Below are 16,398 nucleotides of genomic sequence, written 5' to 3'. Positions count from 1 at the left end.
TTTCAATCTCATGTTTTTAAACATGAGTTTTTCCTGTTAGAAAGTTGCCTGTTCCCTGTTCCCTCTGAAATAGCTTTCATTTACCAGCTAACTAATTTTTTAAGGAGAAACTAAAAATGCCAGCAGCTTCATATCAGGGTGGTACTTACTCTCAGAATTTTGATAATCTCTTTACGACTGTGCCTGCGAATAATATAGCTACTGTTGCTGCTACTACATTGCCCACTGGTTGGACATTTATTGAATCAGATACAAATGCTAATACTTTCCTTCGAGTACATACAGGAGCAGTTACCACAGGTGACACGATTCTATTTGGAGCTACAGGATCTAATGAAAGAGCGTTAGGCTCATTTGCTTCTGGTTCTTTAACATCTATCTTTGGATTGGAGCTAGTCAATAATACAGGCAATATATTAACTCGATTTACCCTCAGCTATATAGGTGAGTGGTGGAGAGACGGTAGAAATAGTAGTGCGGTTCAAAATATTACAGCCTTTTCCTATGGCATTGGTAACACTGCTATTAATAATGGAACATTTACTTCTGTCACTGCTTTAAACTTAGTTGGTCCTGGAGGAAATCAAACTATTACTCCTGATGTATCCCTAGATGGTAACTCAGCAGCTAATCAAACCTCCCTCAGTTCTACTATTACAGGCATTTCTTGGCAACCTGGACAGACTCTGTGGCTGCGTTGGTCAGATTCTAACGATGCGGGGAATGATGATGGACTAGCAATTGATAATGTTAGTTTTTCTGCGTCTACGTCTGTTCCTACAACACCTACAGTTAACTTGTCTATAAGTTCCAACACTGGTTCAGAAACAGGTACAACTGTAATTACAGTCACCGCTACAGCCTCTAGTGCCGTTTCTGGTAATCAAACAGTTAACTTAGGTGTAACCGGAACAGGTATCACGTCCGGTGATTATACCCTCACCAATAACATTATTACTATCCTCAATGGACAAACCACAGGTTCTGTCACTTTTACTGTTGTTGATGATGTTTTAGTAGAAGGGACAGAAACTGCAACATTAACCATCAGTAGCCCTTCAAGTGGTTTGATATTAGGCAGCACCACTTCACAAAACATCACCATCACTGATAATGATGTCCCGGCAACACCTACAGTTAACTTATCTGTCAGTTCCAATGCTAGTACAGAAGCAGGAACAATAATTATCACTGTTACCGCTACCGCTTCTAGTGCGGTTTCCGGTAATCAAACTGTTAACTTAGGTGTATCAGGAACTGGGATTACAGCCAGCGATTATTACCTCAGCAAACCTACAATTACTATTGCCAGTGGACAAACTTCCGGTTCTGTCTCCTTTATTGTGGCTGATGATGCCGTAGTTGAAGGAACAGAAACCGCAACTTTAACAATTAGTACACCATCTGCGGGCATCTCTTTGGGGGTGACAACTTCCCAAAATATTACTATTACCAACAATGACACCAGCGTTTTAACCAAAGTCGGTGGCGCTACCAGTGTTAATGGGGCGGAAATATCGGCTTTTGACCCAGTTAGCGATCGCCTATTCGTCGTTGCTGGTAATATCATTGAATTTTATACCGTCAGCAATACTGGCACTCTGGCTTTAGCTGGTAGTTTGACACCCACAATCACACCTCCTGCGGGTACGGCATTAATTCCCAACAGTGTGGCGGTGAAAAATGGTGTGGTTGCTGTAGCTTATGCAGTGCAGAACACTACAACCCTTGCCCAACAAACAGGGAAAGTCGCCTTTTTTAATGCCGGCAATGGTAGCTTTATCAATGCAGTAGATGTGGGTGCATTGCCAGATATGCTCACCTTTACCCCTGATGGCACAAAGGTATTAGTGGCCAATGAGGGAGAACCCAACAGCTACGGACAAGCTAATTCAGTTGATCCAGAAGGTTCTGTTAGTATTATCAATATTGCTGGTGGTGTTGCCAGTGCTACAGTACAAACTGCCACTTTTACCAGTTTTAATAGTCAGATTGCATCCTTAAAAGCATCTGGTGTGAGAATTACCGGACCCGGTTCGACAGTTGCCCAGGATTTAGAACCAGAATACATTGCTGTAGCACCCGATGGTTTAACAGCGCGGATTACATTGCAAGAAAACAATGCGATCGCTATTCTGGATATTGCCACTGCTACAATTACCCAAATTATCCCCTTGGGTGTAAAAGATTATAGTCTTCCCGGTAATGGCATAGATGCTAGTGATCAAGATGGTGGGATTAATATTCAAAACTGGCCTGTATTTGGATTATATCAACCAGATGCGATCGCTAGTTTTAGCATTAATGGTCAAGCCTACTACATCACTGCCAACGAAGGTGATTCCCGTGCCTATACAGGATTTAATGAAGAAATTCGCGTTGGTGCAGCCGGATATGTTTTAGATCCAACAGTTTTCCCCAATGCAGCAACCCTGAAACTAAACGCTAACTTGGGACGTTTACAACTAACCAACGCCACAGGAGACACCAACGGAGACGGAGATATGGATCGGATTGAATCCTTTGGGGCGCGTTCCTTCTCTATTTGGAATAGTAACGGGACTCAAGTATTTGATAGTGGCGAGCAACTGGAACAAATCACAGCTACAAAAGTCCCAACCCTATTTAACTCCGATGGTACAACCGCCAGCTTCGACAGCCGCAGCGACAACAAAGGACCCGAACCAGAAGGTGTTGTAGTTGGAGTTATCAACGGTCGGACTTATGCCTTTATTGGTTTAGAACGGACAGGAGATGTCATTGTTTATGATGTCAGCAATCCTAACCAGCCCAAATTTATCCAGTATATCAACACACCCGAAGATGTTGCCATTGAAGGATTAACCTTTATTTCTGCCGCAGATAGTCCCACAGGTAAACCTCTGTTAGTTACCGCTAACGAAGTTAGTAAGACCGTTGCAGTATTTGAAATCAAGCCACCGACTTATGTCAGTGATATTCAAGGAACCGGCTCAACTTTTAACTCTGCTTTTGGTGGAACACAAACCATTGAAGGTATTGTTACTCGTGCTTTTCTAGGTGCTACCAAACTCAACGGCTTCTACGTTCAAGAAGAAGATGCTGATGGTGATGGTAACTCTGCTACATCAGAAGCAATCTTTGTTTATGACCCATCAGGGAAATTTACAGGTAACGTCGGCGATAAAGTTCGCATCACTGGAACTGTTAAGGAATTTACTAGCACCAGCAATGGCAATATCAGCAGTTTAACTCAACTGGATATCACTTCGGGAACTGTTGCGAATTTGGGAGCAAGCATATTACCCACAGCAGTTAATATTCAGTTACCCGTTACTAGCGTTAGTGATTTAGAACGCTATGAAGGGATGTTAGTTAATATTAGTGCTGGCAGTGGCAACCTCACCGTTACCGAAAATTACCAATTAGGACGTTTTGGTCAAGTAGTTTTGGCGGCTGATGGGTCTAGTAACCAAGCGGGAACAGATGCCCGACTTGACCAATATACTCAATTTAATGCGGCTAGTGTGAGTGGGTACGCAGCATATCAAGCTGATATTGCCAAACGCAAAATCTACTTAGATGACGGTAGCGGGACTCAAAACTTAGACCCCACCATTTTCGGTCGTGGTGGTAATCCTCTCAGTGCTGCTAATACCCTCCGCAGTGGTGATACTGTTGCTAATATTACGGGAATTTTAGATGAGCGTTTTGAAGGGTATCGTATCCAAACCTCTACAGGTGTTAACTTTACTCCCAGCAATGCCCGCCCAAATACTCCTCCCGCAGTGGGTGGTACGCTCAAAGTAGCTAGTTTTAACGTTCTCAACTATTTCAATGGTAATGGGACTGGTGGAGGTTTCCCGACTCCTAGAGGTGCTAACAATGTAACTGAGTTTAATCGTCAGCGCGACAAAATTATCCAAGCCATTATTAATTCCGGCGCTGATGTGATGGGATTAATGGAGATAGAAAATGATGGTTATGGTTCTACCAGTGCAATTCAGGATTTAATTAATGGATTAAATGCGATTGCTGGCGCTGGTACTTATGCCTTTATTAATCCTGACGCTAGTTTGGGAAGTGATGCGATCGCTGTAGGATTAATTTACAAGTCTAGCAAAGTTACCCCAGTTGGTGCTGCGGCAACTATGCCCGATAATTACGGTACTGGTGCATTTGACGTAGTTGGACGTAAACCCCTAGCGCAAACATTCCAACAAATCTCCACTGGTGAACTATTTACCGCCGTTGTCAATCACTTCAAATCTAAAGGTTCTAGTTCTGGTGGTGTTGGTGATGCTGACGCTGGAGATGGTCAAGGTTTATCTAATGGCACTCGCACCCGTCAAGCACAGGATTTAGCACAATGGTTAGCCACAAAACCCACAGGCACCAATGACGCTGATTATTTACTGTTGGGAGACTTCAACGCCTATGCCCAAGAAGACCCCATTACAACCTTAGCCAGCGCTGGATATGGCAACCTGTTATCCAATACCTCTTATTCCTACGTTTTTGATGGACAAGTAGGTGCGCTTGATCATGCTTTAGGTAACAACAGTTTAGCCACCCAAGTTACAGGAGCAGAAAAATGGCACATTAATGCCGATGAACCTACGGTTTTAGATTACAATACTGAGTTTAAGTCAGCAGGGCAAATCATCAGTTTATACAATGCTGACCAATTCCGTGCTTCTGATCATGATCCAGTATTGGTAGGACTAAATCTTAATAGCGCCCCTAGCAACGTGACTTTAAGTGCGACCAGCACGAATGAAAATGTCACTGCCAATAGCCTAGTCGGGACTTTTAGCACTACTGACCCGACTATCGGCGATACTTTCACCTATAGCTTTGTTCCTGGCACTAATGACAATGCAGCTTTCACTATTAGCCAGAATCAACTGCAAATCAAGGCTTCCCCAAATTTTGAGACCAAATCCATTTACAACATCCGGGTGAGAACCACCGACAATGGTGGACTGACCTTCGATAAGGCTTTGACTATCAACGTTAATGACCTCAACGAAGCGCCAGTTATCAATACACCGATTCCCTTACAGACAGTAGATAACACCAGTGTCTTTAACTACACCATTCCCAATAATGTCTTCTCAGATCCAGAAGGAGATGCTCTCACTTACAGCGCGTCTGGACTGCCCAGTTGGTTGACTTTTAGCCCCACTACCAAAACATTTACAGGAACAGCAAATACATTGGGTACAAATACGATAGGCGTTTCTGTCAATGATGGTTACGGACATACAACCAGTACCAACTTTGATGTTGTCGTCAGAACGGGAACAAAGATCAGCACGGGCTTAACTGGTGTAATAGACTTCAGCACTAGCACGACTCCAACTAATATTGTCGGTAGCGCAGGTGCTGACACAATTTATGGTGGTTCTGCTGCTGACTATATACAAGGAGGCGATGGCAACGACACTATCTATGGTGGTGCGGGTAACGATCGCATCTATGGTGGTGCGGGTGATGACATTCTCTATGGTGGACTTGGCAACGACAATCTTTACGGAGGACTGGGTAGAGATACCTTTGTCCTAGAACAAGGTAAGGGATTTGACATTGCCAATGACTTTACGCCTGTAAATGATTACTTGGGACTGTCTGGAACGCTCACTTTCGGTACGGGTAACTCAACCACTGATGTTACAGTTTCTGCCTTAGGAACAACTAATACGAAGGTATTTGGTCCTGATGGGGTGGAGTTGATGCGATTGCTGAATGTAACCCCCGGTCAGCTTACTGCTGCCAATTTTCATAGTGGCTTTTAACAGACAAGAATAACAAATTGAAGATTAAAAACGCCTGAAATCATTGTATTAGATGAATTGAAGGCGTTTTAATCAAATTCATTAGGCAATTCAATATTAGTTAGTTATCTGAGGAGATCGCAATCATGAAATTACAAAATACAGTTCGTCATTTGGTTCAATTTTCATTATTTACCATGGTCATGACTTTTGGTCTTGTACCATCGGCTTATGCCATAAGTTTTAACCTTAGTTGGACTGGTAATTCTGGAACCAAATTAACGGGAACATTTGAGGGAACTGCAAATAATGATGGACTGATTGGAACGGTGAATGGTATTAATAGTATCACAGCTTTTAATGTTACCTTTACTGATTATGGAAATAACCCACCAGTAACCTACAATTTGTCGGATCTCAATAGCCCTACCTCTTCTCCGAATTTTAATTTCATTTACGACACCAATAGCGGAAAGGTACTACAATTTGGCGATCCGCTCACTAGTACAGGTTTTTCTATTGGTCTTGACTCTGGGTATCTTCTAGAATCCACATCAACCAATGGTATTACTTTTACAGATTTCACTGGTCAGTTCAATAATGATAGCGGCGTTACTGGTAGTTTAAATGCAACTCCCGTACCCTTTGAATCTTCGCCTGTAGCCCCATTAACAGTATTACCAATTTTAGGCTTAATGGGTTTTTATCGGCAACGGCAAAGGCTTGACACTCCCCGGTCTAAAGACGCGGGGATTCTTTAATCAAAGACATGACTTGCTCAGACAGGATCTCTCCAGCCTGAGTAGAGGACTCATCTCCTAAAGCGTTGCTCATGCTTGCACTGAGCAGTTCGACAGGCTCACTGTAACACTTAGTCGAAGTGTCTAGCATGAAAGTTCCCGTATGCCCTACGGTACTTCGACAGGCTCAGTAACCATACTCAATCCTCGACTAAGGATATTTCTAGCTGCATTCTCATCTCTATCCATCACACACCCACACTGACAAACGTGTGTCCTAGTAGATAGAGTTTTCTTCACAACTTCACCACAGCTAGAGCATTCAAGGCTTGTATATTGTGGATTTACTGCCACCGTGACTCTCTTAAATACTTTGCCAAAATATTCAAGCCAGACACGAAACTGATACCAAGATGCGTCGTTGATAGACTTAGCTAAACAATGATTTTTCACCAGATTTTTAATTCTCAAATCTTCATAGGCTATCAAGTCGTTAGACTGAACTACGCACCGTGCTAATTTTACAGCATGGTCTTTACGTTGCCTACTTATTTTGAGGTGGCGTTTTCCTAAAATCTGTCTAGCTTTGCCCCGATTTTTTGAGCCTTTGACCTTTCTGGAAACACGGCGTTGTGAACGTTTAAGAACCTTTTCCCCTGCACGGAGAAATTTCGGATTCTCCACCATCACCCCATGAGAATCAGTGTAGTATTCTTTCAAACCTACATCTAAACCAATTGTATTTCCCGATGGTTCTATATTTTCTTGACGGTTGACATCAATACAAAATTGACAATAATAACCATCAGCCCGTTTTACCAATCTTACCCGTTTTATTTGGTTAATTTGGTAGAAATGGAGGTCACGAGTCCCTTTAAGTTTTAACCGCCCAATGCCTTTTTTATCAGTGAAAGTGATGGATTTACGATTCAAAGCAAGCTTCCATCCTGATGTTTTGTATTCGACAGAACGACAATCTTTTTGGAATTGAGGATATCCCTTTAAACCAGGAATGCCTTTCTTGCAATTATTATAAAACCGAGTGATAGCAGCCCATGCTCGTTCAGCAGAAGATTGTCTAGCCATTGAATTGAGTTCATTAGCAAAAGGGAAATTAGCCGCAAGTACAGCACAATATTTCTGCAAGTCGTTTTTACCTGTACCTTGAACATCCATCCATAGCCGAATGCAGCTATTACGAATGAACTGTGCAGTCCGAATCGCGTCATCTATTGCTGTTATTTGCGCTGACTTTCCGTAAGCTTTAAACTCAAAAACTAGCATCCTTTCACCTCCTGTCTTATACTACTATAGTTGGTTGAAGATGGCTAAATGTATTGCGCTTGGCAAAATCTTGACGGTGGTTAAAACCACCTGAGTCGCTTTTCATCCCCTGTCTAAAAGCACCTAAGGCATTGCTACGCAATGCTTACTCAGGGGCTTTCAAACTTCCCAGTCTTTCTTGTAAACATAATAAAAACGATATATGTTTAGTTTTGTGAAAACCGTAAAACAACCTATTTGCAAGGCATTCATTTAATTTACATTTCGTCACATACCTTTAAACTTTTCTGTTTACCTACTTACATTTTAGGGAATTTTATTTATGCCAGTTAATCCTGTTACAACTGTGGATTTTAGTACAGGCAGCTATAGCGTCACTGAAGGCAATACGGCGGGTTTCTCTAACAGCGCAACGGTCAGAATTACTCGTCAAGGCGATCTTAGCAATATCAGTACGGTACAACTGCTATTAAGTGATGGTACAGCCAAAGGTAGTGCTGCTGCTCCCACTGTAGATACAAGCAAAGGACTCAGCAGTTCTGCTACCCCTTATATGATCCCCACAACACCAGGATCGGGTGTTAGTGTGAAATCCATCCTCACTGTTGGAGATTCAGTCAACAACAAACCCGACGGTACACCCTATAAGATGGTGGGTGTTCCCGATGGTTTGGGAGCATTTGACAACGGTGATGGTACATTCACCTTATTGATGAACCAAGAAATTGGCAGCACTAGCGGCATTACCCGCGCTCATGGTGGTAAAGGTGCATTCGTTTCTAGTTGGGTGATTAATAAGTCCAATTTGTCGGTTGTGAGTGGTAGCGATCTGATTCAAAATGTTTACAACTGGAATGCTGTTACCCAAAGTTCTAATACCACCCCTAACAATGCAGCTAACCTAAATGGAATTGCCTTTACAGCACTTTGTTCTGCGGATCTCGCTGCGCCTACGGCTTACTATAACGCCGCTACTGGACTTGGTTCTCAAGCGCGGATTTTCCTGAATGGCGAAGAAGCCGGTTCTACTGGTTATGCACTAGCTACAGTCGCTACTGGTGCTAATAAGGGAAATACATACATCCTCGGCAAGTTCAATCTCTCCACCAATGGCTCAGGGTTAACCGGTGTTGGTGGTTGGGAAAATGCCCTGGCCAATCCCTTCGCCCAAGATAAAACCATCGTAATCGGCAACAACGATGGTGGTACGGGACTCATGCGTCAATCTGTTGCGGTTTATGTGGGTACTAAGCAAAATACTGGGACTGAGATTGATAAAGCTGGTTTGACCAATGGCACGCTTAAATTTGTGAACGTAGCTGGCATGATGACTGAAGGCTCAACGTCTCGTGGGGCTACGGTTGCACCAGCCACTCCCGCGAACGGAACTGCTTTCACCCTTAGCAGCACGACTGCCACCTCCTTCCTTCGTCCTGAAGATGGCGCATGGAATCCCCTCAATCCTAGTCAATACTTTTTCGTGACCGCAGACCGGATTGATGAAGTAAGCGATGGCACTGGTACTCAGGTTGGGCGTACCCGTCTCTGGCGCTTGAATTTCACCGATATTACCAACCCTGATGCAGGTGGTACAATTGACCTACTTATTGATGGAGATATAGTCAATGGAGTAAAAGTCAATATGTTCGACAACATGACCGTTGATAAATATGGTCATATTCTCCTTCAAGAAGATGTGGGGGGTGCTGCTCACAATGGCAAAATTTGGCAGTACGACATCGCTACTGACACATTAAAACTGCTGGCTAAACATGATCCGGATCGATTCGGTGATATTGGGGTTGCTGCAACTGCACCATTCAACAACAATGAGGAATCATCTGGGATTATTGATGCTCAAGATATCCTTGGTCCTGGTTGGTTTTTACTTGATACCCAAGCCCATTACGGCATTTCTGGGGAACTGGCAGCCGGTGGACAATTGCAAGCACTTTTCAATCCTGACACCTACAAAGCTTATCAAGCGGACTACATCAATACACCAATTACTGTTACCTTCGCTCCTGGTGAAACTTACAAGGATGTGCAGATTCCCGTTGCTGGGGATACGAATGTAGAACCCAACGAAACTGTCAACCTGAGCCTAGCAAATCCCAGCACTGGCAGTTTAGTGGGAACTAAGCAGCCCAATGCGGTGCTAACGATTCAAAGTTATGACCCTCCTAGCAACGTGACTTTAAGTGCGACCAGCACGAATGAAAATGTCACTGCCAATAGCGTAGTCGGGACTTTTAGCACGACTGACCCGACTATCGGCGATACTTTTACCTATAGCTTTGTTCCTGGCACAAATGACAATGCAGCTTTCACTATTAACGGGAATCAATTACTGATTAATGCTTCCCCAAATTTTGAAGCTAAGTCTAGTTACAGCATCCGGGTGAGAACTAGCGACAATGGTGGTTTGACCTTCGATAAGGCTTTGACTATCAACGTTAATGACCTCAACGAAGCTCCCACAAATCTGGCATTAAGTGCTACCAACGTCAACGAGAATATTGCAGCCAACTCAGTGATTGGCACGTTCTCCAGCACAGACCCAGATACAGGTAACACCTTTACCTACAGCTTAGTTAGTGGTACAGGTGCAACCGATGACAGTTCCTTCACCATTAGTGGGAATCAACTGCAAATTAACGCCTCCCCAGATTTTGAGACCAAATCCAGTTACAGCATCCGGGTGAGAACCACCGACAATATTGGTCTGACCTTCGACAAGGCTTTGACTATCAATATTAATGATGTCAATGAAGCACCCATCGTCAGCAATTTAATTCCCTCCCAACGTGGGGAAAACGGTCAAGCCTTCACCTACACCTTACCAACCAATATCTTTAGTGATCCTGAAGGGAAACCACTCACTTTCAGCACATCTGGACTTCCCGCGTGGCTGTCCTTTAATGCCAATACTCGCACCCTGACCGGAACTCCTAGCAGTACTGGTACTTTTGCGATCGCTGTCCAAGCATCTGACGGTGTGGGAAATGTGTCCACCAATTTCTCAATTAACGTTGCTGCTGCCACCGTTAGCCAAGATTTGAGCAGCAGTAATGCTGGGCAAACAATTACAGCCTCCGCAGGTTCAGAAGTAGCTACCTATACAACAGGCTCTGGTGACGATACTATTAATGCCAGTGCGAGAACAGGAGTCGTCACAGTTTACGCCAACGCTGGTAATGACAACATTTGGGGTGGTACTGGTAATGACTTCCTTTATGGTGGTGCTGGTAATGACACGCTCTCCGGTGGCTTAGGCAGTGACCGACTCTATGGAGAAGACAATAATGACTTCCTTTATGGTGGTGCTGGCAACGACTTACTTTATGGCGGTAATGGAAATGACACGCTCTATGGTGGTGCTGGTAATGACAACCTTTGGGGTAACGCAGGTGCTGATATCTTTGTCCTTGAACCAGGTAACGGGGCTGATACCATCCGCGACTACGAGGATGGGATTGACAAGTTGGGCTTCAGCTTTGGTGCTGTGTCTTTTGTTCAAAGTGCTGCTAATGCTCAAATTAAACTCACCAGTGATGGCTCACTTCTAGCAACTTTGAATAACGTCAATATCAGTGTTCTTAACAGTTCGGATTTCACCACTGTCTTCTAGATAAAAGCTGACTACTGACCAATCACCGTTAGGGTTTAGTAGCTGGTAAAACCTATAGCCAGACTGGGAATTAATTCCCAGTCTCATCGTCAAAGTCATCTAAAGATGACTAAAAATTCCCAGTTTACTTTAGTAAACTTTGGCTATTAGCCTGGAACTTAAGTTCCAGGCAGGTGTGGAAGCCCACAAATAAGCCGTCTGTAACCTAACCATTCGGCAGGTTTAACACCAATCAACAGTACGCTAAACCCTTTACCTACATAGCTTTTTCACCATTTTTTGGGAAATTTACCGCCAATACTCTGTAATTACTCTGAAGGAATCCATACTATGCGTCAATTTGTTAAGTTTGCCATCAGCACAATCACCTTTCTAGGTTGTCTGCAAGGAACATTGTCAGCCCAGGCGATAACCTTTAATTGGCTTGGTGAAGATAGTAGTTACTCAGCTACGGGTGATTTTACTTTCAATGATGCCAATAATGATGGCTTTGCTCGCCCTGGTGAATTCACAACTTTGAATATCACTTTTAAGGATAGTTCCAGCGCCACCCTGGCATCCTACAACTTGGATTATCTTCAAACAACTACTCCAGCCTTTAACTTTAACTACAATATTGCCAGTAACTCGGTATTCCAGTCTGGAGATCCTAATGCAAGTGATGGATTTTCTATTGGTGATACTACTACTGGATATTATTTCAGTAGCTCACCTGGTGGAATCACTTTTAGTAACAGTGACAATAGTATTACTGATTTCGGCGGGACTGTTACTGCTGTACCTTTTGAATCTTCACCTTTTACTTTAGGCTTCTTGGTTGTTCCCTTTGCTATCCGTAAAATATTTAACCGACTGCAAGTTAAAGCAAAAACAATCTCACAAGCAGAACCAGAAGTGAACTAAAGATATCTTTAAACCCCCTTTTTTAAGGGGGGAATCTTGACAAAGCTCTAATTTTCGATTTTTGATGCAGATTTATAAATTCTCACGCAATCCCATGGCTATTTTACTGTGTTTTTCGATTTGTCCCATTACCTGTTTTGCTCTTTGAATTACCACTGTGGGTAAACCTGCTAACCTTCCTGCTTCTATTCCATAGGATTTATCAGCACCACCGGGTTGAACTTGATGTAAAAAGATGATTTGGTCTGGTAATTCTTTAACTGTAACTTGATAATTTGCTACATTAGAAATAATAGTAGCCAATTCATTTAACTCATGATAATGAGTAGCAAAAATCGTGCGAGATTTAATCTCAACTGCTAAATATTCTGCTACAGCCCAAGCAATTGAAAGACCATCAAAAGTTGCTGTCCCGCGACCAATTTCATCTAATAAAACTAAAGATTTCGCAGTTGCGTGATTGAGAATATTGGCGGTTTCATTCATTTCCACCATAAACGTAGATTGACCTGTGGCTAAATCATCTACAGCCCCAACACGGGTAAAAATGCGATCGCACACTCCCAATTTAGCAGACCGCGCCGGCACAAAACTACCCACCTGCGCCATTAACTGAATTAAACCAACTTGACGCAAATAACAACTCTTACCACTCGCATTTGGACCGGTTAAAATCACTAAATCAGGGGAAGATAAATTCTTCTTTTCCTCTTCCTTCGCTTCCTTCGCTCCTTCGTGGTTCATTTCCTTCCCCCCTAAGCAAGTCGAATTAGGGACAAAAAATCCAGCAGGTAAAGACTGTTCCACCACCGGGTGACGACCATCAATCACGTTAATCTCGCGTCCTGTAAGCATTTCTGGACGACAATAACCTTGATGTACGGCTAATTCCGCCAAACCACATAATACATCTGACGCAGCTACGGCACGGGCAATACTACGGATGATTTCGGCATGAGAACCCACTTCATCCCGTAATGCGTCAAAAATCTGATATTCCAACTGATTTAAATCATCTCGCGCTGTGAGAATTCGGGCTTCTCGTTCCTTCAAATCAGGAGTAATGTAACGTTCCTCATTTGTCAGAGTTTGCTTACGAATGTAATTATCGGGAACTTGGTCAGATTTACTGCGGGAAATACTGATATAATAACCAAAAGTTTTATTAAATCCTACCTTCAAAGTGGGGATTCCCGTTCTTGTTCTTTCGTCAACTTCTAAGTTGGCAATCCATTGTTGATCACTTTCGACTGTAGCCTTTCTTTCATCTAAAAGCGGATTGATTCCCGCCCGAATTAAACCGCCTTCTTTTAGATGAGTCGGTGGTGATTCTACGATGTGAGCGTGTAATTTTTCTGCTAGTTCTTCGAGGCTGGGCGGGACTTTTTGCAAAGCTTTTAAGAAAGGTGATCTCGCATCTTCTACCAAGCGAGATAATTCTGGTAAACGGGAGAAAGAATCAGCTAAGGCGACTAAATCCCGTGCATTTGCTCTACCAGAAGCGGCTCTGACTGTTAAACGTTCTAAATCATAAATTTGCTTGAGTAAATGGCGTAGATCTTGGCGTAAAGGTGTATTTTCTACTAATTCTTGAATGGTATCTTGGCGGGATTTAATCCCTTTAATCTCCAGTAGCGGTTGTAACAACCATCTTCTTAAAGCCCGGCTGCCCATGGCGGTGCTAGTTCGATCTAAAGCCCATAATAGAGAACCGTGAAATGTGCCGTCGCGGACGGTTTGGGTAATTTCTAGGTTACGGCGGGTTTGATGATCTACTATTAAATAATCATTTAATGTATATGTGCGTAATAATTGCAGGGAGACGGGATTGGCTTTTTGTGTGTCTTCGATGTATTCTAAAAGACCACCAGCGGCGCGAACTGCCAGGGGGAGATGTTCGCAACCCAAACCTTCGAGCGATCGCACTTTGAATTTCTGCAATAATTTACTTCTAGCCTCAGCTTGGGAAAAGGGGACTTGCGATCGCAAACTATAACAAAATGTAGGTGGTAGACATTGGGGCAAAGAGGGTGAAGTTTCCCCTGGACGCAGTAAACTACCTAAATCGGGGGCGTTAGTGGGAAACAGGACTTCGGAAGGTTGTAAACGCATTAACTCTTGAGTTAAGTGTTCTAAATCACTACCTTGAGATGTGAGAAATTCCCCTGTTGAGATATCTGCGTAGGCTAACCCCCAATGATTGACAGCAATTACCACAGCCGCTATGTAATTATTCCGACTGGCTTTGAGCATTCCCTCTTCTAGCAAAGTCCCTGGTGTAAGAATGCGTGTTACTTCTCGCTTTACCAAACCAATGGCATCCGCCGAATCTTCTACTTGGTCGCAAATTACCACAGCATAACCTTTTTCTACCAGTTGGGTTGTGTAGCGTTCCCAAGCGTGATGAGGTACACCTGTCATGGCAACGCGACCGACTTCCCCACCGTGTTTACTGGTTAAGACTAATTCTAATTCTCTAGAAACGGTTACAGCGTCTTGGAAAAAAGTTTCAAAAAAATCGCCTACTCTGTACAGCAGCAACGCATGAGGATATTTATCCTTGACTTCTACATAATGCTGATACATCTTACTCAGCTTGCTGCGGTCTTCTACCAGATTTGTATCAGTAAGTGATTTGTTGGGTTGATTGGGTTCTGGTGTGGAAGTCGTCATAAGACCTTGCGGTAAGTGGGAAACGAGCGAGTTTTTAGACCTGAGAGGGAAGCGACACGGGCGGTTTTAACCGCTTTGAATATTTTTTCATTACCGCCTTGGAGTTGAAAAATTCGGGGTACTTTTGTGATGTACTTTCAACGGGACAATTACCGATTCAAATTTTCCAACTCTGTACGCATAATGTTTTGCTCCAAAGAGCCTCCCATTTCTGGGGTAATGTTAGCTAGATGCCTCCGGCACGCTGCGCGAACGACCAGTTATAAAAGCTTTTTAGACTTGCAACACTGTTTCAGTGACCTTAAAACTGTTTAATTGCAAATGACAGAGGAGGGAACTAGTGAAGCAGCGCGGTCTTGGGGGTTTCCCCCATGAGCGACTGCTGAACCCCGAAGGGGCTACGCATTCCGGGGTGTCGTGGCTCAAATAACGGCTACCCTTCGACTCCCTTCGACACCGCTCAGGGCAGGTCACTCAGGGTGGTCTGGTCAGCACGGCTTGCTTGATTACTCTTGCAAGCCCAGTCCCTTTAGGGCTGGGTTACTGACGGTAGATGCTGAGAATTTATTGGCACAGATTATTGTGATTCCTTCTGATCATAACGTGATGTGGGGGATTGGGAGCGATCGCTTCAGGTTTATTTATTTTTATTAAACTACCCTTGGTCTGGGAATGATTTTTTCCTTTGGGAGGAAATCTGGGTTAGAGTTTCTTGTTTGTAACAATTAATTGATATTTGTTGCCAAAATCACTGTTTTAGTTAGACTCTAAGAAGACAACAAAGCAATTATTTTTATGAACACTCTTTCTAGTCTGGAATTTAAACGGTCAACTTGGCAAACAGCGATTATGTTAACTCTGGGCTTCTGGCTCAGTGCTAGTCTGGTTTTAGATTGGGTAATTATGCCTAGTCTTTACTTTGCTGGCATGATGAATGAGGCTAATTTTTCTACAGCAGGTTATCTGGTTTTTTGGAATTTTAATCGCCTAGAATTATTGTCTGCTACTGTGGTTTTAACTGCTGTACTGGCTATTAGCAAGACTAAATCTAATTGGCCTTTAGGTAGTATTGCTTTATCTGGAATTCTGTTAACAGTAGCATTACTAGATACTTATTTCTTAACTCCCCAAATGTGCGCTCTAGGTGCTAATTTCAGCTTACTTACTAGTAATCTAGTTCCACCAACAATGAACTTATTACACAGCGGTTATTTTCTATTAGAAGCATTGAAGCTAGTAGCAGGTGGTATTCTGTTAAATTTGTACTGGCGCGAAGCTTAATGTTTAAAAAGTAAAAAATATCACACTATCAAGCATAAACACTGGCATTGTCCGGGATTTTGAAGATTGCTATCTAGCTAAACATTAACCCAATATTTGTCATACTAGATATAGTATAAAATAGCGTGCA

7 protein-coding genes and 1 pseudogene are annotated in these 16,398 nt (G+C 43.1%); 5 read left to right on the top strand and 3 right to left on the bottom strand.

The window, feature by feature from the left end:
- Window positions 1–116: 116 nt before the first annotated feature.
- Together HGD76_RS14265 and HGD76_RS14260 are read left to right on the top strand one after the other, a co-directional pair.
- Entirely contained in the window at window positions 117–5,777 is a 5,661-nt protein-coding gene (locus HGD76_RS14265; RefSeq protein ID WP_168696187.1) for an ExeM/NucH family extracellular endonuclease, read from the top strand.
- A gap of 125 nt (window positions 5,778–5,902) precedes the next feature.
- Entirely contained in the window at window positions 5,903–6,517 is a 615-nt protein-coding gene (locus HGD76_RS14260) for a hypothetical protein (RefSeq protein ID WP_168696186.1), read from the top strand.
- On the opposite strand, the pseudogene HGD76_RS14255 reads toward HGD76_RS14260, so the two are convergent.
- Window positions 6,495–7,780 (bottom strand): annotated as a pseudogene (locus tag HGD76_RS14255) (RNA-guided endonuclease InsQ/TnpB family protein). The gene HGD76_RS14260 and the pseudogene HGD76_RS14255 overlap by 23 nt on opposite strands.
- Before the next feature lie 16 nt (window positions 7,781–7,796).
- Window positions 7,797–7,922, bottom strand: coding sequence for a hypothetical protein (locus HGD76_RS25880; protein WP_267904239.1), 126 nt, complete (start codon window positions 7,920–7,922; stop codon window positions 7,797–7,799).
- Window positions 7,923–8,102: 180 nt separating this feature from the next.
- Here HGD76_RS25880 and HGD76_RS14250 point away from each other — a divergent pair, with 180 nt between their 5' ends.
- Both HGD76_RS14250 and HGD76_RS14245 read left to right on the top strand, forming a co-directional pair.
- Window positions 8,103–11,411: a putative Ig domain-containing protein gene (locus HGD76_RS14250; protein ID WP_168696185.1), complete on the top strand. Its 3,309-nt coding sequence runs from the start codon at window positions 8,103–8,105 to the stop codon at window positions 11,409–11,411.
- Window positions 11,412–11,741: 330 nt separating this feature from the next.
- On the top strand, window positions 11,742–12,314 hold the full coding sequence (locus HGD76_RS14245; RefSeq protein ID WP_168696184.1) for a hypothetical protein: 573 nt from the start codon (window positions 11,742–11,744) through the stop codon (window positions 12,312–12,314).
- 72 nt (window positions 12,315–12,386) lie between these two features.
- Here the strand turns inward: HGD76_RS14245 and mutS are convergent, their stop codons facing one another.
- On the bottom strand, window positions 12,387–14,987 hold the full coding sequence (gene mutS, locus HGD76_RS14240; protein WP_168696183.1) for a DNA mismatch repair protein MutS: 2,601 nt from the start codon (window positions 14,985–14,987) through the stop codon (window positions 12,387–12,389).
- A 795-nt stretch (window positions 14,988–15,782) separates the two neighbouring features.
- Here mutS and HGD76_RS14235 point away from each other — a divergent pair.
- The gene (locus tag HGD76_RS14235) at window positions 15,783–16,268 is read left to right on the top strand and encodes a hypothetical protein (protein ID WP_168696182.1); all 486 of its coding nucleotides are present in this window, start codon (window positions 15,783–15,785) and stop codon (window positions 16,266–16,268) included.
- The last annotated feature ends 130 nt before the right edge of the window (window positions 16,269–16,398 follow it).

This window comes from Dolichospermum flos-aquae CCAP 1403/13F (assembly GCF_012516395.1).
Taxonomy (GTDB): domain Bacteria; phylum Cyanobacteriota; class Cyanobacteriia; order Cyanobacteriales; family Nostocaceae; genus Dolichospermum; species Dolichospermum lemmermannii.
The sequence above is the reverse complement of the archived record's forward strand: the minus strand, read 5'-3'. Positions and strand labels throughout refer to the sequence as shown.

What these genes read in the sequence shown, in the direction of transcription:
- HGD76_RS14265 (WP_168696187.1), top strand. Translation starts at nt 117, where the DNA reads ATGCCAGCAGCTTCATATCAGGGTGGTACTTACTCTCAGAATTTTGAT.
- HGD76_RS14260 (WP_168696186.1), top strand. Translation starts at nt 5,903, where the DNA reads ATGAAATTACAAAATACAGTTCGTCATTTGGTTCAATTTTCATTATTT.
- HGD76_RS14250 (WP_168696185.1), top strand. Translation starts at nt 8,103, where the DNA reads ATGCCAGTTAATCCTGTTACAACTGTGGATTTTAGTACAGGCAGCTAT.
- HGD76_RS14245 (WP_168696184.1), top strand. Translation starts at nt 11,742, where the DNA reads ATGCGTCAATTTGTTAAGTTTGCCATCAGCACAATCACCTTTCTAGGT.
- mutS (WP_168696183.1), bottom strand. Translation starts at nt 14,987, where the DNA reads ATGACGACTTCCACACCAGAACCCAATCAACCCAACAAATCACTTACT.
- HGD76_RS14235 (WP_168696182.1), top strand. Translation starts at nt 15,783, where the DNA reads ATGAACACTCTTTCTAGTCTGGAATTTAAACGGTCAACTTGGCAAACA.